This is a genomic window from Cyclobacterium sediminis, from assembly GCF_054781075.1.
In genome coordinates this window covers 406,588-425,411 of record NZ_BAAGVC010000002.1, presented here as the reverse complement: position 1 = coordinate 425,411, position 18,824 = coordinate 406,588, and the positions used below count along the sequence as shown (strand labels likewise).

Annotated in this window: 16 protein-coding genes; 7 read left to right on the top strand and 9 right to left on the bottom strand. The window is 38.9% G+C overall.

Annotated elements, in window-relative coordinates:
• Window positions 1-24 precede the first annotated feature (24 nt).
• Window positions 25-825: a M48 family metallopeptidase gene (locus ACYVHJ_RS02250; RefSeq protein ID WP_460512177.1), complete on the bottom strand. Its 801-nt coding sequence runs from the start codon at window positions 823-825 to the stop codon at window positions 25-27.
• Between the two features lie 311 nt (window positions 826-1,136).
• Between ACYVHJ_RS02250 and ACYVHJ_RS02245 the strand changes: the two genes are divergently transcribed.
• Window positions 1,137-1,616, top strand: a complete 480-nt coding sequence (locus tag ACYVHJ_RS02245; protein WP_339902680.1) for a PaaI family thioesterase — start codon at window positions 1,137-1,139, stop codon at window positions 1,614-1,616.
• Between the two features lie 10 nt (window positions 1,617-1,626).
• Here the strand turns inward: ACYVHJ_RS02245 and trxA are convergent, their stop codons facing one another.
• On the bottom strand, window positions 1,627-1,995 hold the full coding sequence (gene trxA / locus ACYVHJ_RS02240) for a thioredoxin (RefSeq protein WP_339902681.1): 369 nt from the start codon (window positions 1,993-1,995) through the stop codon (window positions 1,627-1,629).
• A 33-nt stretch (window positions 1,996-2,028) separates the two neighbouring features.
• Window positions 2,029-2,562: a DinB family protein gene (locus tag ACYVHJ_RS02235; RefSeq protein WP_460512174.1), complete on the bottom strand. Its 534-nt coding sequence runs from the start codon at window positions 2,560-2,562 to the stop codon at window positions 2,029-2,031.
• 45 nt (window positions 2,563-2,607) lie between these two features.
• Between ACYVHJ_RS02235 and ACYVHJ_RS02230 the strand changes: the two genes are divergently transcribed.
• Window positions 2,608-4,638: a M3 family metallopeptidase gene (locus tag ACYVHJ_RS02230; RefSeq protein ID WP_460512172.1), complete on the top strand. Its 2,031-nt coding sequence runs from the start codon at window positions 2,608-2,610 to the stop codon at window positions 4,636-4,638.
• Between the two features lie 478 nt (window positions 4,639-5,116).
• Here ACYVHJ_RS02230 and ACYVHJ_RS02225 read toward each other — a convergent pair whose 3' ends face one another.
• Window positions 5,117-6,136 (bottom strand): cation diffusion facilitator family transporter, encoded by a 1,020-nt coding sequence (locus tag ACYVHJ_RS02225; RefSeq protein WP_460512170.1) that lies wholly within the window; start codon window positions 6,134-6,136, stop codon window positions 5,117-5,119.
• A gap of 300 nt (window positions 6,137-6,436) precedes the next feature.
• On the opposite strand from ACYVHJ_RS02225, the gene ACYVHJ_RS02220 reads away from it, so the two are divergent.
• Window positions 6,437-7,735 carry a serine hydrolase domain-containing protein gene (locus ACYVHJ_RS02220; protein ID WP_460512168.1) on the top strand — a complete coding sequence of 433 codons (1,299 nt, stop codon included), beginning with the start codon at window positions 6,437-6,439 and terminating at the stop codon, window positions 7,733-7,735.
• Window positions 7,736-7,781: 46 nt separating this feature from the next.
• Here ACYVHJ_RS02220 and ACYVHJ_RS02215 read toward each other — a convergent pair whose 3' ends face one another.
• A complete protein-coding gene (locus ACYVHJ_RS02215) occupies window positions 7,782-9,362 on the bottom strand; it encodes a beta-N-acetylhexosaminidase (RefSeq protein ID WP_460512166.1) in 1,581 nt (526 codons plus the stop codon).
• 232 nt (window positions 9,363-9,594) lie between these two features.
• On the opposite strand from ACYVHJ_RS02215, the gene ACYVHJ_RS02210 reads away from it, so the two are divergent.
• The 3 genes from ACYVHJ_RS02210 (at window position 9,595) to ACYVHJ_RS02200 (ending at window position 13,723) form a co-directional block, all read left to right on the top strand.
• Window positions 9,595-10,929 (top strand): sulfatase family protein, encoded by a 1,335-nt coding sequence (locus tag ACYVHJ_RS02210; RefSeq protein ID WP_460512164.1) that lies wholly within the window; start codon window positions 9,595-9,597, stop codon window positions 10,927-10,929.
• Between the two features lie 173 nt (window positions 10,930-11,102).
• The gene (gene metG / locus ACYVHJ_RS02205) at window positions 11,103-13,163 is read left to right on the top strand and encodes a methionine--tRNA ligase (protein WP_460512162.1); all 2,061 of its coding nucleotides are present in this window, start codon (window positions 11,103-11,105) and stop codon (window positions 13,161-13,163) included.
• Between the two features lie 140 nt (window positions 13,164-13,303).
• A complete protein-coding gene (locus tag ACYVHJ_RS02200) occupies window positions 13,304-13,723 on the top strand; it encodes a DUF4174 domain-containing protein (protein WP_339902914.1) in 420 nt (139 codons plus the stop codon).
• A gap of 13 nt (window positions 13,724-13,736) precedes the next feature.
• Here the strand turns inward: ACYVHJ_RS02200 and ACYVHJ_RS02195 are convergent, their stop codons facing one another.
• A complete protein-coding gene (locus tag ACYVHJ_RS02195) occupies window positions 13,737-14,357 on the bottom strand; it encodes a 2OG-Fe(II) oxygenase (RefSeq protein ID WP_460512159.1) in 621 nt (206 codons plus the stop codon).
• Window positions 14,358-14,515: 158 nt separating this feature from the next.
• Between ACYVHJ_RS02195 and ACYVHJ_RS02190 the strand changes: the two genes are divergently transcribed.
• Window positions 14,516-15,277 carry a hypothetical protein gene (locus ACYVHJ_RS02190; RefSeq protein WP_460512157.1) on the top strand — a complete coding sequence of 254 codons (762 nt, stop codon included), beginning with the start codon at window positions 14,516-14,518 and terminating at the stop codon, window positions 15,275-15,277.
• 12 nt (window positions 15,278-15,289) lie between these two features.
• Here ACYVHJ_RS02190 and ACYVHJ_RS02185 read toward each other — a convergent pair whose 3' ends face one another.
• From ACYVHJ_RS02185 to ACYVHJ_RS02175, 3 genes are all read right to left on the bottom strand, one after another.
• Window positions 15,290-16,063: an XRE family transcriptional regulator gene (locus tag ACYVHJ_RS02185; protein WP_460512155.1), complete on the bottom strand. Its 774-nt coding sequence runs from the start codon at window positions 16,061-16,063 to the stop codon at window positions 15,290-15,292.
• Window positions 16,060-16,317 carry a hypothetical protein gene (locus ACYVHJ_RS02180; RefSeq protein WP_460512153.1) on the bottom strand — a complete coding sequence of 86 codons (258 nt, stop codon included), beginning with the start codon at window positions 16,315-16,317 and terminating at the stop codon, window positions 16,060-16,062. Before ACYVHJ_RS02180 ends, ACYVHJ_RS02185 begins: the two co-directional genes overlap by 4 nt.
• A 161-nt stretch (window positions 16,318-16,478) precedes the next feature.
• Window positions 16,479-18,743, bottom strand: coding sequence for a Tex family protein (locus tag ACYVHJ_RS02175; protein ID WP_460512152.1), 2,265 nt, complete (start codon window positions 18,741-18,743; stop codon window positions 16,479-16,481).
• Window positions 18,744-18,824 lie beyond the last annotated feature (81 nt).

The window sequence follows — 18,824 nt, the reverse complement described above, 5'->3', positions numbered from 1 at the left end:
AAAGAATAGAGAGGTTTCAAAATTTTATTTCTCTTTGTTGTAATACTTTAACGCTTCATCCATTTGACTGTTCAGCTTAGCTATTCGTTTTTCCGGACCGGGGTGAGTAGATAAAAACTCAGGCGGTCTGGAAGACGCATCGGATTGAGCATTCATTCTTTCCCAAAAATCCGGGGCTTCTCTAGGGTCATATCCGGCAATAGACATAAAAATTAAACCCAATTGATCTGCTTCCAACTCTTGGTCCCTACCAAACTTCAACATTCCAACTTGACCACCGATTCCCACTGCTTGCAAAAATATGGTTTCAGTTAAACTTGGATCTTCTCCCATGGCTACTTGCAGCCCACCTATTAATCCATTGGCGACCAATCCTTGAGACATTCTTTCTCTGGCATGACTGGCTATGGCGTGTGCCACCTCATGCCCCATCACCACGGCTATACCGGTTTCATCTTCGCAGATGGGAAGAATACCTGTATAGAAAGCTACTTTTCCTCCTGGCATACACCAGGCATTCACCTGATCGCTCTCCAAAAGATTAAAATCCCATTCGAAACCCTCCGTTATAGAAGAATAACCATTGTCTTTCAAATAAGTATCCACTGCATTTGCTATCCGGTTGCCTACCTTCACTACCTGCTGTCCTTCTTTGGTATTGGTAAGTACCTTGCTCTCTTTTAATACTTGTCCGTACTGATCATAAGCCAGAGGCAAAACCTCAGAATTGCTAACAATGCTAAGCTGTTTTCTACCGCTCAATGGTACAGTTGCACAACCATAGACAATGAGGCCTACAAAAAGAAGTGTTAATATTTTTTTCATATGTAATAAATTTCAGATCAAGATAACAAAAAGTAGGCTCCAAAAAAGGTGCCAGATAAATAGTTAACGCAAAAATAGGCACTTTCTATGAAATGTTGCACCTTTTTTTCCACGTGTATGGACTTGTTTGTTTATGAGAACGTTTTCTCCGTATTTACCAAGACAATGAGCTGAAGTGTAAATCACTTTATTTTTTTCCCTTCTATAAAAAAGGCATCATGCATCATCCCTGCTCGAGTAAATGGTTAATTCAAGAATTAAATTTGACCCTGTTGCTGTTTAGTTCACTTTATATCCTTAAATTAATGACCATGAACAAGCATCAACAGTCTTTTGCCCGTTTGGTCACCCAATCTTTTTCATTTTTCGGGTATATGCTAAAGAACCTACCTTCAATTGTTTTTTGGGGTATACGCGTAAAGGATATTAAATTGGACTCCTGCCATACTACCTTGCCATTTAATTGGCGGACAAAAAACCCATTTAAATCCATATACTTTGCGGCTTTGTGTGGAGCAGCAGAACTTTCTTCCGGTTTACTTTGCAAATTGCATTTGGCAGGAAATGGCAATTTTTCTATGCTTGTTGTGGACATGAATGCACAATTCATCAAAAAAGCCAACACTCCTATCCTAATGAAATGTGAAGATGGCCGGCGGGTCAAAGAGACCCTCGCAGGTCTTAGCAAGCAAGGGGATGTTGCCACGCTCAAAACAATAATACATGGCCACGACTCCCACAATGAAACCGTTGCCAAATTTGAAATTACCTGGTCCTTTAAAAGGAAATAAATACTCCTGTTTAAGTAGGTATTCCTGCTTGTTTGTTGATTATATCAACCAACTGATGGCTTTGTACTACCCCTGCTTTTCTCCACACCACCTTGCCTTTTTGGAACAATATCAGTGTAGGAACACTTTTTACTTGATACCTACTGGCTGCCATGGGGTTTTTATCAACATCAATTTTTATAATCTTTGCCTTTCCCCCTACTTTCCCGGCCGTTTCTGTAAGTATAGGCTGCATCATTTTACAAGGACCACACCAAGTGGCGTAAAAGTCCACCAATACCGGTTGGTCTCCTTTGATAATTTCTGAAAAACTCTTTCCCTTTGCCATATTTGTAAGCTTTAAATCTAAAACAAAATTATTGTTTTCATAGGAAAACATCAGTGATCTACCTCACAAAGTAATAGCCAACCCTTACAATGACAGATAATATTTTTTGATAATGGAAATATGGTGTTCCATATGCCCAAAAATAATGTATAGGAGAGCGCTTAGGGACATAGGTTTAGCGTCTACAGACCCGATATTGTGGATTTGATCCTCCGGAATGGCTTCAATAAAGTTCCAAAGCAATTGGCGATGCAACAAAAAAGTATCCAATAATTCATTTATTGACTGAGAATTAAAAGCCGCTGTTTTGACATAATTGTCCTGATCAAATCCCGGAAAGTCACTTTTTTCACCTCGGCTTATACTCAGGGCTCTGAAATGCATTATTTTCTCGGTATCGATAATATGCCCCAACAATTCATTAAAAGACCACTTGTTTGTTTTGTAACTAAGCAAAGCTTTCTCGGTAGTCAAATTACCGAATAAGTTTTTAACAAATTGTTCTTGCTCCAGGGACAAGGTCTTTATATCCTTTTCAGCAACCAAATCAATATAACCTTTATAAAAGGGTGGGTACGCTTTCGGCAGGGGAATTTTAGGTCCTTTAGTAGTCTCCATAATTTTGTTAATTTTGTAGGATAAATTTAAATATAATCATTCGATATGAATCCATTATTGGCAAAATTTAATACTCCGTTTGAAACGGCACCATTCGATAAAATTAAAAATGAACATTTCCTTCCGGCCATTCAAAAAGGTATCGAGGAAGTAAAAGAAGAAATAAAAAAGATCAAAACCTCAAGTCCGCCGGATTTTGAAAACACCATTGTAGCCCTAGAAAATGCCGGTGAAAAGCTTTCAAGAGCAGCTTCCATTTTTTTCAATATCAATGCCGCTGAAACCAATGATGAAATTCAACAGTTGGCCAGAGAAATCTCGCCTCTTTTGTCTGCGCACAGCAATGATATCCTTTTAGATGAAACCCTTTTCACCAGAGTTAAGGCTGTTTTCGACCAAAGAGAGCAGTTAAAATTAAACCCGGAGCAAAGCACACTTCTGGAAAAAAGTTACAAATCCTTTATAAGAAATGGAGCACTTTTAAAAGGGGATGACAAGGAGCGTCTTAGAGCCATTGACCAGAAATTGTCTAAGCTTGGTTTACATTTCGGAGAAAATGTTTTGAAGGAGACCAATAAATATGAACTGGTTATTTCAGAAGCCAAAGATCTTGAAGGCTTACCTGATGGATTGATTGAAGCCGCTGCTCAGACGGCCCAAGAAAAAGGAAAAGAAGGAACATGGGTTTTTATACTTGCCTTTCCTAGCTATGTCCCTTTCATGACCTATGCAAAAAACAGGGAACTTAGGAAAGAAATATACATTGCCTATAACACCAAATCGGCAAAAGGTGACGATTTGGATAATAGACAAATCATCAAAGACATTCTTAAGCTTAAGGATGAAAGAGCAAAGCTTTTAGGTTATGGTCATTATGCTGATTTTGTCCTAGAAGAAAGGATGGCTGAAGGTGGTGAAAAAGTTTTAAGTTTTTTGGATGAATTGTTAGAAAAAGCAAAACCACGCGCACTTGCAGAACTAAAGGAACTGGAAGCCTTTGCCAAAAAAACCGACGGAATAGAAAAGCTGTTCAAATGGGACATCAGCTATTATGCTGAAAAATTGAAGATGGAGAAATATGCTGTTGATGATGAGTTATTAAAACCCTATTTTGAATTAAATCGAACCATTGAAGGCGTTTTCACCACAGCAGAGAAACTTTATGGCATAACCTTTAAAGAAAATAAAGATATTCCTGTTTACCACTCAGACGTAAAAGCCTACGAAGTCAGCGATGCAGACGGAAACCATTTGGCGGTTTTTTATGCTGACTTTTTTCCAAGAGCAGGCAAAAGAAATGGTGCTTGGATGACAGTATATAGGGGGCAACGAAAAGTTGACGGCAAGGAGTACCGTCCTCACGTCTCTATCGTTTGTAACTTCACCAAACCCACTAAAACGAAACCAAGTCTACTAACCTTCAATGAGGTCACCACTTTATTTCACGAATTTGGTCATGCTCTTCATGGAATGTTGGCCCAAGGCACTTATGGGTCCTTATCCGGCACAAATGTATACTGGGATTTTGTGGAACTTCCTTCTCAAATTTTTGAAAATTGGTGCTATGAAGAAGCCTGTCTTGACTTGTTTGCCAAGCATTATGAAACAGGAGAACCCATTCCAAAATCATATATTGATAATATAAAAAAAGCGGCCAATTTTCATCAAGGTTTTCAAACCGCTAGACAAATCAGCTTAGGGCAACTGGACATGGCCTACCACACCACTGCACCTGATGCCATTGATGATGTATTTGAATTTGAAAATGAGGTCATGAAGCCCACTGCTTTGCTGGACCCGGTCCCAAATACCATGATAAGCACCTCTTTCTCCCATATCTTTCAGGGAGGTTATGCAGCAGGGTATTACAGTTACAAATGGGCTGAAGTATTGGATGCAGACGCTTTCGAATTATTTCAGGAAAAAGGTGTTTTCGACAAAGAAACTGCACAATCTTTTAAAGATAATATCCTATCCATGGGGGGCAAAGAACATCCTTCAATTTTATACAAACGTTTTAGGGGCAGAGCTCCTAAACCTGATGCACTCATCAAAAGAGCAGGTTTGGAGGTATAAAATTGGATATCAATTAAGTCATTCCTACTTAACCCGTCCAAGTCAACAATACTGTTGGGATGGACGGGTTTGTTATTTCAGCTTCGGCCACAAATACAAAAGGGGCTCGAATGGCCCCTTTTTAAACTTGTTTCGGAAAAACCTGTCTAAGTCCGTATGTAGGAAAAAATATATTGGTCTCTTAAATGATGATAAAACCAATTATCAACAACCAGATTAGGGCTGAAACCATTAATAATATGGTGAATTGTTTATCTTTCATCTCCCCGAAATTTTAATTCTTTTTATACAATTAATGTATGAAAAATAACCCATAAAAGCAAATAATACCAAAATAAAATTTTAATATCTCAATAAAATTCAAATTTTTAATTTTATTGATTAGTTAATATTATCCCTAAAAAATTTCATAAGCGTCAAATACTTCAAATAAAATTAATGAATCATTATTATTTTGATTCATTCACTGTAAAACAATTCAACTCTTTTTGTCCGGCTTCGTTTTGAATTGGCCCAACTCGTGGTAATGTTTTTGATTCTGAGACATATTGTCGGCAGTCCATTTGATCTTCTTCGATTGAGGAAATTTCCTTACCGGACAACTTTCTACTTGACAATAATGACAGCAAGGGTCTGGGATACAGGGATCTGCATGAACAAAAACTTCGGTTTTTCCCGGAAGATTTTCTTCCAACACTTCCTCCACCTCATGTACACAGTCATGAACCTGCACAAGGTCATAATAATAGGGAAGTGTAAGGTGCAAGTCAACATGATTGTCGCCTCCATATTTCTGAACCCGCATATTGTGAATATCAATCCAGTTTTTTTGCCGATGTTCATTTAGTATTTGAACCGTTTTATTGATGGATTTTGGATTGGACTCATCCATTAGTCCTGCCACTGACTTCCTGACCAAAAAATAACCGTTATAAATAATATAAAAGGCAAAGAGTAATGAAATAATGCTGTCTAATAGGTACCAGCCGGTAAAATAAATGATGGCAATTCCCAAAATTAAAACAAAACTGCTGATGGCATCGGTTGAAATATGTTTCCCGTCAGCTTCCAAAGTCAGGCTGTTTAACTCCTTCCCTTTTCGCTGCAATACATAACCCAAGACCCCATTTACCACACCTGAAAATCCTATCAACACCATACCCAAAGGCAATTCAATCAGGGGTTCGGGAAACAAGAACGATTTAATGGATTGGTAAAGAATAAAAATTCCAGCAACAATTATCAAAGTCCCTTCGATTCCGGCACTAAAAAATTCGATTTTACCATGCCCATAAGGATGGTTTTTATCCTTAGGTATGGCACTTAACCTCACACTGTAAAGCGCAAAAAAAGAAGCCACTACATTAACAATGCTTTCCAAAGCATCCGTAAGTATAGCATTGGACCCTGTCAAGAGATAGGAATAAAATTTAACTACCAGTAATATTATACTGATAGCAACTGACCAAAGAATAATTCGCTGCTTTTCTGAATCCACACCTGCCACTATTTACTTTTCAAAATTAGTCTTATTTAGGGAATTGAGAAAGGGAAGACCATAATTAAAATTTAGAGCACTCCTATTTTTTAATTAATTATTCGGCTTAAGTTGAGAGAGGTGTAAAAAGGAGATCTGCCAGCTTATAACTAAAATAAAATTACGCAATCAATTATTAAGACGCACCTAATAATTTATGTTTTAAAAGAAAGGTCCTACAGAGAATTCTTATGGAAATACTTGAGAAAATGCCTATTTTGACAACCAAATTCACGCTAACCTCAAATTGTCACGAAACTTATGAATATAAAAAACTTTTATCTCTGTTTAAGCTTTCTATTCCTCACTTCCATCGCACTTAAGGCACAAACGAAATCAGGACAGCAATCACCACCATTGGCTCAAGCCTCTCCTTCCAGTGTAGGTGTTTCACCGGAAAGGTTAGCCCGTATTGACGAAATGCTAAAAGAATCAGTTAAGGACAACACCAATCCGGGCGCAGTTGCCCTCATCGCCAGGAACGGGAAAATTGTTTTTCATGAAGCTTATGGAAATGCTGATGCCAATGGAAGAAAGTTAAGAAAAGATGCCATATTTAGAATTGCCAGCCAATCCAAAGCAATCACTTCAACTGCAGTGATGATGCTTTGGGAAGAAGGCAAATTCCGATTGGATGATCCAATTTCAAAATACATTCCTGAATTTAAAAACCCAGAAGTTTTGGTAAATTTCAAGTATGCAGACACTACCTATACTACTAAACCGGCCAATAAAGAAATAACGATCAGACACCTACTTACACATACTTCAGGGATTGGTTATGGAGCAATAGACAGGGATGAAAGAATGAAAATGATCTATGAAAAAGCCGGTACCATAGACTTGTTTACAACTTCACCGGTCACAATTGAGGAAATAGCCTTGAAAATTGCCAAATTACCTCTTCACCACCACCCCGGAGAGAAATACACCTACAGTTTGGGATTAGATGTTTTGGGATACTTTGTAGAGGTCATTTCCGGAATGACTTTTCAAGATTATTTACTCAAACACTTGTTCATCCCTTTAGGAATGAATGATACAAACTTTTATTTTCCGGCATCCAAAGCTGATCGACTTGTAGCCATCCAGCATAAAGAAAACGGTCAATGGAAAAACTATCCCAATACCTTTTATGATGTCGATTACCCTGTCAAAGGGGCTAAAACATTTTTCTCCGGAGGTGCAGGACTTTCCAGCACTGCAAAAGACTATGCGACTTTTCTACAGATGTACCTCAATGGAGGAGAACTAAACGGGAAACGCTTTTTGAGTCGAACAACCATTGCTTCAATGATGGGTAATCAAACCGGAGATCTCTATGGGGGTGGCGACCAGCATTATGGCCTGGCCTTTGGTGTGTTAACTGACCATGGCCAAGCCAAAGCAGGCTTAGGATCTACTGGAACTTTTATCTGGGGAGGCTATTTTAACACCCAATATTTTGCAGACCCTAAAGAAAAACTCATAGGCGTAATTCTCAAGCAAACCCAAGGAAGTACCGGTGACCAAACAAGCTGGAAATTCAAACAAATGGTAGGCGCCAGCATTGATGATTGATCCATTACACATGTCCCACTGAACCCTAACAGGACTTAAACTCCTGTTAGGGTTCATACACCGGTTCCGGATGATGGTCAGGGTCCAAAGGATCGTAATAATATAATTTTTCAGCTTTGTACTTCTTCAAGTGTGCCGCCAATCTACTCATAAAACTAGGGTAAGCTTGATCTTCTTTTTGCGACCAAACCACCTCTGCCAAAGCTGCTATCCTGGGATACATCAGAAAATCAAACCGCTCTTCATTGGGAACAGTTTCTGTCCAAAGGTTGGCTTGAATACCCAAAATAAGGTCTTCCTCTTCTTTCTTTATACCAAAGGCATCCATATCAAAATGATAAACTGCTTCTAAAGGAGCAAAAGCACCTGCCCACTTTCTTCCATACTTATGATCTTCTTTCTGAAGAAAATCGAAATAGAATGGGATCCTAGGACAAACCACAGTCGGATACCCATTTTTTAGTGAAAGGCTCAGTTGCTCCTTTTTATCATGCCTCCACCAAAAAATAATTGTTTTGTCCTTGGGCAAATTCGCGGTAGCCATCTCATCCCAGGCCAAAACCTTATTGTTAAAACGAAAAAGCGTATCGGCCATCCTTTCAAAGAAATAGTCTTCGACATCTTTCATGCCTGTCAAACCTTCCTTTGCCATCAACTTGAGAACATCCGGATCTTTAGGCCACATTTGATTGCCAAAACTCACTTCATCACCTCCCAAATGCATCATATTGCTGGGAAACAAAGCATCCACTTCATGCAAGATCTGGGATAAATAAGCATAGGTAGACTCTTTGGCAGGATGAAAGGTAAAGTCAGGATATTTTTCTGATCCACCGCCACTGTGTTCCGGATACGCCCTATTGGCGGCTGTGGCATGTCCCGGCATATCTATTTCAGGAATCACCTGTATCATTCTTTCACGTGCATACCTAACAATCTCCTTAATTTCTTCCTGTGTATAGTAGGCGGCAGGTGCATTGGGTTCTGATTGATTGCCAATTCCTCCAACGGTGGCTAATTTGGGGAAACTTTTAATTTCTATTCGCCATCCCGGAGCATCAGTCAAATGCCAATGAAAAGTATTTAGTTTATAATAAGCCATGTGGTCAAGTAGCTGCTTCACTTTTTCCATGCCAAAAAAGTACCTGGACTCATCCAGCATGATCCCTCGCCATGCGTACCTTGGACTGTCCTGAATTTCCCAGTTAGGTAGGGCAATTTCTCCATGTTTTTCCTTGGCAGCATGTGCCAATTGAATCAGAGAAATCACTCCATAAAAGGCTCCTGTTTCATTTGAGGCTTCAATTGTTACTGAATTTTGCTGGATGTTTATTTTATAGCCTGGCTTCAGGTCATTAACCTTTTTGATCACTATGGTTTTTGAAGCTGATTCAATTTCCAGAAGTGGCATATCCAACAATCTTAATGCTTCCTGTTGCAAATAATTTCCTTGATTCGGAAAACCTTCAAGCCTAATACCAACTTTGCTATCCCATAGAAACGCTCCTGGGTTAAGTTGATAATTGGCCGGAATGGGAATAATCTCCGGCTGTTGCTGAGCAATAGTGAAGTTTAGAGAAAAAAGAACAAATAAAATTGCCAAAGAAAAAGGTTTTACTAAATACATTGAGGTAAGGTTAAATATTTTGCCAAAACTATAAAAAATTCAATGATGGGCCGGCTATTAAAATGATAATCTCATCTAAAATTTAAAATACAAAAAAGGAAACACACCTTAGATTTAACTATTAGATATTAAAAAGCAGGATAATATTGTAAATTTGGCTTAATAAAAATAACATATAATTGACTTCAATTCTTTATAAAATATTTACTATCTAACTTCTTAATTGATCATAATGCACCTAACAAAACCCTCCTTTAAACTATTTCCTATATTCCTTTTATTGATGCTCTTGGCTGCTTGTAAGCAGGAAGTCAGTACCTCCCAAAGTCAACCCAATATCATCGTATTTTTTACGGATGATCAGGGCTTTGCGGACTTAGGTATTTATGGCGCAGAGGGCTTTGAAACGCCTCATTTAGATCAATTGGCCACTGAAGGCATAAGGTTTACAAATTTTTATGTTCCAGCAACAGTATGTACCCCATCAAGAGCGGGACTATTGACAGGCCGTTACCCTAAAAGAAGTAATTTGCATGAAGCAGTGCTTTTTCCTTTTTCAGAGGGTGGCTTATCTCCCCAAGAGTATACCATGGCAGAAATGCTGAAAGATGCAGGCTATACCACCTCATGTATAGGAAAATGGCATTTGGGGCATAAGGAAGCTTTCATGCCAAACAACCAAGGCTTCGATACTTTCTATGGTGTGCCTTACTCCAATGATATGGACAATTATTACTACAAAGACATTGACTTTCAGTCGCCTCCCCTTCCTTTTTATCGGAACACCACCCTTATAGAAAATGGTCCTGACCAAAGGTATCTGACCAAACGCTATACTGATGAGACGGTAAAACAAATTAAGAATAGAGGGGAAACCCCTTTCTTTATTTACCTCGCACACAATATGCCCCATACCCCACTTTTTGCTTCTCCTGCTTTTGAGGGCAAAAGTAAAAAAGGTCTATACGGAGATGTGATAATGGAATTGGATTGGAGTGCGGGAGAAATTATCAAAGCATTGAAAGAAGAAGGAATTTATGAAAATACCATCTTTGTTTTTACTTCCGACAATGGCCCGTCCAAAGGATCAGCAAAACCTTTGAGAGGAAAGAAAGCCCAAACTTGGGAAGGTGGCCAAAGAGTACCCGGCATTATTACTTGGCCCGGTACCATTCCAGCAGGGGTAGTAACCGATGAGTTTGTCAGTACGCTGGATCTATTGCCAACCTTTGCCCAAATAGCATCCACAAGTATCCCGAAAGAAATAAAAATTGACGGGATGGATATCAGCACTTTCCTAAAGAACCCCAAGGGAGAAGATTTACCGGAAAGACCTTTCCTTTTTTATGCAAGAAATGGTGAACTAGAGGCCATTCGCTTGGGTAAATGGAAACTACATATCAAAAAATCAATCGGCTGGAATGAAAATGCAGAAGGCACTTTTCAAGTTTCACTTTATGATTTGGAAAATGATATTTCGGAACAAACCAATGTTGCAGAACTTCACCCTGAAATTGTTAAAAAGCTTACAAGCATGGCCCAAGACTCTGATTTGGGCCTTAAGTAAAAAAATAATTGAGCCTAAAAGACCAACTTTGCTACTAAAAAGTCCAAAGTAAATCCCTTACATTAAAAATAACATCTTTCTTGCTGAAGTAAATGGGTAGGCTTTACATTTCAAGTGGTATAAATGTATCCTGCTATTTCTCTCAAAATCAATTTTAGCTATCTTTGCATTCTATGAGCGAAAATAAATTTAAAAGATATACAATTACCTCTGCCTTACCCTATGCTAACGGCCCCTTGCATATAGGTCATTTGGCAGGTTGTTATATTCCTTCAGATATATATGTGCGGTATTTAAGGTCTCAACAAAAAGACGTGGCCTATGTATGTGGATCAGATGAGCATGGTGTAGCCATCACCATCAAAGCCAAGAATGAAGGAATAAGTCCTCAGGAAGTAGTAGACAGGTACCATGGCATAATGAAGAATAGTTTCGAGAAATTTGGAATCAGTTTCGATCATTATTCTCGGACCTCTTCTCCGGTACATCATGAAACGGCCAGTCAATTGTTTACCGATCTCTACCAAAAAGGTGAGTTTGATGAAAAAGAAACCGAACAATATTATGATGCTGAAGCCAAACAGTTTTTAGCAGACAGGTATATAGAAGGCACTTGTCCCAATTGTGGGTACGAGGAAGCATATGGAGACCAATGTGAAAAATGTGGTTCATCTTTAAGCCCAACCGACCTGATCGATCCTCGTTCAAAACTTAGTGGCAACACCCCCGTGTTAAAAATGACCAAACACTGGTTTCTGGATTTGGGCAAATACACGCCTTTTTTAAAAAAGTGGATCCTTGAGGACCATGCCAATGACTGGAAAAACAATGTTTTGGGGCAGTGCAGAAGCTGGCTAGAGACGGGTGACGGGCTTCAGCCACGTTCCATGACCAGAGATATGGATTGGGGTATTCCGGTGCCTATCACCGGAGCCGAGGGCAAGGTTTTGTATGTTTGGTTTGATGCTCCTATTGGCTATATTTCTTCCACAAAAGAATGGGCCAAAGAAAAAGGAAAGGACTGGGAATTGTATTGGAAGGACAAGGACACCAAACTGGTTCATTTCATTGGAAAAGACAATATCGTATTTCATTGCATCACTTTCCCTGCCATTTTAAAAACCTTAGGAGATTTCATTTTGCCGGAAAATGTACCTGCCAATGAATTTCTAAATTTGGAAGGTCAGAAAATATCTACTTCTAAAAACTGGGCTGTTTGGTTGCATGAATACCTGGAAGAATTTCCCGGACAGGAAGATGTTTTACGTTATGTATTGACCGCAAATGCCCCTGAAACCAAGGACAACGATTTTACTTGGAAGGATTTTCAAGCCAGAAACAACAATGAGTTGGTCGCTATCTTCGGTAACTTCGTCAACCGTGCGGTTGTCTTAACCCACAAGTATTATGGAGGCAAGGTTCCAAAACACCATGGTTTAGAACCGGTCGATGAAGAACTTATCCGTACCTTAGGGGAGTATCCTGATAAAATTGCGCAATCGGTAGAGAAATACAGGTTTAGAGAAGCCCTATCATTGATGATGGATTTTGCCCGTACAGGAAATAAATACTTGGCGGAAACAGAGCCTTGGAAAACCATCAAGACCAACGAAGAAAGAACCGCTACCATATTAAATATTGCGCTAAATATTGTTGCCAACCTTTCCATTTTATCTCAGCCATTCTTGCCTTTTACCTCTGAGAAAATAAAAGGCATGCTTGGTCTTCAAAACTTAAATTGGGAAAAAGCCGGTCAAATGAATTTGATAAAAGAAGGAGAGACCATAAATAAAGCAGCCTTGCTTTTCCAAAAAATTGAAGATAGTACTGTCGAAGCGCAAATTCAAAAACTTTTGGACAGTAAAAAGAAAAATGAAGCTGCCAAATACAAAGCCGCTCCAATGAAAGACATCGTGTCTTTTGATGACTTTATGAAATTAGATTTAAGAGTAGTCACCATTGTTGAGGCAATTAAAGTCAAAAAATCCAAGAAACTTCTTCAACTAAAAGTAGATACGGGAATTGGTATCAAAACAGTATTAAGTGGTGTGGCAGAGCAATTTAAGCCTGAAGATTTGGTTGGACGTCAAGTGACAATGCTATTAAACTTGGCACCCAAAAAGATGGTGGGCATTGAATCTGAAGGAATGATTTTGATGGCGGAAGATGCTGAAGGGAAACTAAAATTATTAAATCCTCACGAAGCCACCAATCCAGGTTCCAGTATCAGTTAAACTGGCTATCGGATTCCTTATTGGTAACCAAACACTTGACTCAGTCCAGCAATTATTGTCGCAGATTAGCGGTCAATTTAAAGTGATCAGAACAATTTTTCATGATATGAGTTGTGTTTTCAAGTCAAAATGCACAAAACATGGATATTCTGATCACTTTTCTTTTGATTATGGCAAGTACCAATTCTCAAACCAACATAGAAATTAAAGACCTGCAGTGGAAAAATAGGGTTTTATTGGTATTTCCTTCTGATAAAAATGCCAAAGGATTGGATTTAGCGGATGCGATTCAGGAAGACCTTGTCGAACGTGATCTGATTTATTTTTATTTTGGAGGTGAATTGGAGAGTAATTCCCAGTATACTTTTACAAAAAATCATCAAAAAGAATTGCAAAAGCTGTACGGGTCAGGTACCGATAAAGGTAATTACGTGTTGATAGGAAAAGATGGTGGATCCAAATTACAGGAATCCGGCAATGATATTAACTGGCCATTGCTTTTTTCTACCATTGATTCAATGCCCATGCGTATTCGGGAAATGAATAATAAACCTCAGTAGCACTATAATGTTTTCATTCCCTATCCTTCATCCATCCGGTGATGCTTATTCTTTCTTTGTTTGTCGGCAATACCTCATGCGGAACCTCTCCACTTAAAAAGACGACTACCCTTCCGCCCAAAGGTAAGAAATCCTGAAAGTCTTCTATCCCGTCAGGTCTGGTGTAGTACATCCTTAATTCCCCGCCATCCGATTCATCCCAAGTTTCGTTTAAATACAACACCACACTCACAATTCTATAACTTACAGATTGAAACTGGTCAAGGTGTCGGAGGTAAAATGAACCCTGAGGGTACATGGCAAAATGGGCTTCAAAAGATTTAAGCCCTAAATAACAGCGTTGATTGATTGCTGTTCTCAATTTTTCCATCTTATCCCAATAAACTTCCTGTAGGGGTGTCAGGAGGGATTCATCCATCCACAGGACTTTATCACTTCTAATTTCAGGTTTTATGGCAAAAGACTCTCCTTTTCCTATCCCGGCCAACCTAAATTGCCCATGCATAAGCAATTCTCTCTGTTCCTTGAGCAACTCCTTCCTGAATTCTTCGGGTATATAGTTATCCAAGACACACCAACCTTTGTCATAAAGATCTTCTACTATTATCTTATTCTTTTTTTCCCATTCATCCATGGATCAAATGTCGCCTAATATTCGAAATATTCTTCATTTGTGCTTCCAAATAAATCTTGAATAAGCCTAAAAAAATATGTGGGGGTGAAATTCTCAATTTTATCTCTTATTTTTAGTATTAAGCCTTAATTTTGTTTTTCTAAAAAGAAATAAAAAATATGCATTTAAAATCAGACGACATTGTACGATTGGAAATTGATTTTATCACCGGAGAGGTACCTCCTCCATTTAGTCATATTTTTAAGTTGAAGCTCTCCTTCAGCAAGAACTTTGTAAATACCCAATTTAATATTCAATATACCGATAGGGAAACCTTGACTCCTGAAGAAATCGTTGATGAAGGTTTTACCATGGCAGATGACTATAGTTATAAGGGTGAAATCCCCAAGCTTTGGGAAGGTATCTTCAAAAAGCTTTACTCTTCGTCCAAATGGTCTAACCTGAAAACCCTCGGGGAAAAAGGTGGCATTAAATTATTGGCAAAGGACATTCATGGAAAGTTGATTCGTGACATCCCATTAAACCAAGAAGATTGGTACTTTACTTGTCAAGATTTCATTCAAGCCATTTATGAGGTCAGCAAGAAAGAGGCGCCCATGCAAATTAGGTATTTGGAAATTAAGAAAGAACAAAAAACGATGGTTGAAATCGTTTACAAGTTTTCCGTAAGAAAGGTATTACTTAATATTAATGGTAAACAAAAAGAAATGGCCTGGGAAAGAGGAAGGGAACTTGCCTCACTCATTTTCATTCCTGATTACGATTATGGTGTAGCCATGGAGGATGAACCCGTGAAAAATGGCAGGTATTTGGATTGTGGGGATGGGATTTGGCATAACTTTGAGAAAGGCATTATCAACCTTGATCCATCATTCGATGCCAAGAAAAAAATCGAACATGCACTGAGTCAGCTCCTATGATTTTTCAAGGCATTAGTGGTTGGATATTTTTCTGATATCTGATTTAATTTCTAAAATCATTTTACCTATTTCTTCCAGAGAAACCGGGGCTGATGGAGTGGGATCTGGAAAATGTGAGCTTATAAATGCCTTGGCTTCCCATATTTCCATTACCTCCTGAATGGAGATATCGTAGGGTTTGTAGGTTTGATTATCCGAAACAGCAAATAATTTACCTCGCTCTTCAATGTAATTAAAAACCCTTTTATAAACAATTCCGTCGTTTTTGGTTACCAACACATAGGTTTTACCATTCTTGATTTCCATTGGACTTTCTAAATAAGCGCCCACGACAACTGTTCCCGGCATCAAGGGCAACATGCTGTCACCACTTATTTCAAAAGCCCGGTAGGTTTGATTGCCATCCAAATTAGGCAGCCTAAAATTGGGTAAATTCTCCATATACTCCGGATCTGCATATCCATTAAGATAGCCGGCGGAAGCTTTTTTACCCACCATGCTAATCCTTTCCTGCTCATTCTGATCCAAGGTAACTGTGAGAATCTTTAACTTCTCTCGTTGGAGAAATTGCCGCCCTTTGCTAGCAATATCCCAACTTGTCAGCTCGTCCATTGAAACATCAAAAATATTGGTCAAGGTAAGCAATGTTGAAAGCCTTGGTTCGGATCTGCCATCCTCATAGGCAGAAATCATGGTTCGTTGAACACCTAGCTCTTCAGCCAGTTGAGTTTGGGTCAAACCTGACTTTTTACGTAATGCCTTAATATTACTCCCTAGAAAACTCATGCCGAATACAAATAAAATTGATGGTCATCTTTCCATTGGTTTTTGAAAGTGAATTTCAATAAGTCCATTTTAGATTGCTCACGCAAATTTAACCTCAGTTTTATTTCCTCCATTATCTCCTCATCTGATAAGGCCTGATTCACCAACAAATACCCATAATATGGCTTCATAGCATTTTGAATATGAAATTTAACTTGTAGGTTGCCGGACATCAATTTTTTTGTCGTAAAACTAATATTGTGTAGGTCTCTCATATTTCAATATGTTTATTTAATAAACAATACGAAAATATAAATGTTATTTTAATTAACCTATTACTATTGAATAAAATTGAGGCATAGGTATGAAAAAAGCCTGTGAAAACAAATTCACAGGCTTTTCCCTACTTAAAGGCGGATAATATTTTGAAAAGAGGTTATTTTCCAAACTTCTTTTTTAGCAGCGCAAGCTTATCCTCCATACTTTCCTCGGCTACTTTTTGGTTTCCTTGTTGCTTTCTTCGAGGTCTTTCTCTTCTACCACCCGAGGAGGTATTGCTCGCGAAAGGATCGGACTTGAGACTTAAGCCAATTCTTTTTCTAGGCAAGTCCACTTCCATTACTGTCGCCATTACTTTTTGGTTGACAGCCACAACTTCCTTAGGGTCCTTGATAAATCTGTCTGCCATTTGGCTTAGGTGAACCAGGCCGTCTTGGTGTACACCTATATCCACAAAAGCCCCAAATTGGGTGATATTGGTAACAATGCCCGGCAGTTTCATCCCTACCTTGAGGTCTTTCATTTCATTGATTCCATCTTCAAACTGAAAAACCTCAAATTTTTCTCGAGGATCTCTACCCGGTTTCCCCAACTCTTCAAGAATATCCTTGAGGGTAGGCAAACCCACCTGTTCATTGACATAATCTTTAAGAGGGATTTTCTGAAGTAACTCCTCTTTCTTCAGCAGTTCTTCTACAGATACTCCCATGTCTTTTGCCATCTTATTGATCAAAGCATATCGCTCAGGATGAACGGCACTACTATCCAATGGGTTCTTTCCATTACGGATTCTCAAGAATCCGGCAGCCTGCTCAAAAGCTTTTTCTCCTAACCTAGGCACCTTTTTAATCTCTGCTCTGCTTTTAAAAGGGCCATTTTCATTTCGATAGGCAACAATGTTCTGTGCCAAAGAAGGTCCAAGACCGGAAACATAGGTTAGCAATTGCTTAGAAGCTGTATTTACCTCTACCCCTACACCGTTTACACAGCTCATTACCGTATCATCTAGGGAATTTTTTAATGCAGTCTGATCCACGTCATGCTGATATTGGCCCACTCCAATGGACTTGGCATCAATTTTTACTAATTCTGCCAGAGGATCCATCAACCTGCGACCTATAGAAATCGCCCCTCTTACAGTAAGATCAAAATCCGGAAACTCTTCTCTAGCCACATCAGATGCAGAATAAATAGAAGCTCCACTTTCATTTACCATGACCACCAATACCTCTTTAGGAAGACCAATGTTTTTTACAAAGCTTTCTGTTTCTCTACTTGCTGTTCCGTTACCTATAGCAATTGCCTCAATTTTATGTGTTGCCACCATGTGTTTGATCAAGGCACCGGATTCCATGGTTTTCTTCTGTGGCTCATTGGGGAAGATGGTTTCATTCTGAAGAAACTGACCTTGGGGGCCCAGGCAGACAACCTTACACCCTGTCCTAAATCCTGGGTCTATGGCCAATACAGATTTTTCTCCCAAAGGAGAGCTCAACAATAATTGTCTAAGGTTTTCTGTGAAAACTTTAATGGCATCTTCATCCGCCTTTTTCTTGGCATATAGCCTCACTTCTGTTTCCATAGATGGTTTAAGCAACCTTTTATAGCCATCTTTCACTGCCAACCTTACCTGATCAGTGCAGGTATTGTTTTCTCTAACAACTGCCTTTTCAATAATTTTGGTGGCCGTTAGGTCATCAGGCCCGGTATCCAACATCAGGAAAAGTTCTTTTTCTCCTCTTCTCATGGCCAAAACCCTATGAGAAGGAGCGGTTTTGACAGGTTCTCTCCAGTCAAAATAATCTTTGTACTTGATGGCTTCTTCTTCTTTTCCGGGAATAACTTTTGATACAAACTCTCCTTCTTCAATAAATAGCTGCCTTAATTTTTTCCTAATTTCTGCATCCTCATTGATCCATTCAGCAATGATATCTCTTGCTCCATTCAAGGCCTCATCTATAGAAGCCACCCCTTTTTCTTCACTGAGGTATTCTTCCGCGGACTTGTCTAAATCAATTGAATTTTGTTCAAAAATCAACTGCGCCAAGGGCTCAAGCCCTTTCTCTTTGGCGATGGTACCTTTGGTTCTTCTTTTGGGTTTGTAGGGTAGGTAAATATCTTCCAGAACGGACATTGTTTCCGCAGCATTTATTTTGGCGGCCAATGTATCTGTTAATTTACCTTGTTCATCTATGGATTTTATTATGGCTTCCTTGCGCTTGTCCAGATCCCTTAACTGTTGCAATCTATCTCTGACAGCTGCTACCTGCACCTCATCCAAACTTCCGGTGACTTCTTTTCTATACCTGGAAATAAAAGGTACTGTTCCACCCTCATCCAGTAAATTGACCGTACTGATTACTTGCTTTTCTCGAACACCTAACTCAGTGGCAATCTTGGAATAATGATTCAAATCTGACATGAATAAAAATAATTAAATCCTGATTTTGTTTATTAGGGCGCAATTTAAAGCTATTTTTTTGGGATATTGTAAAAAAACTTA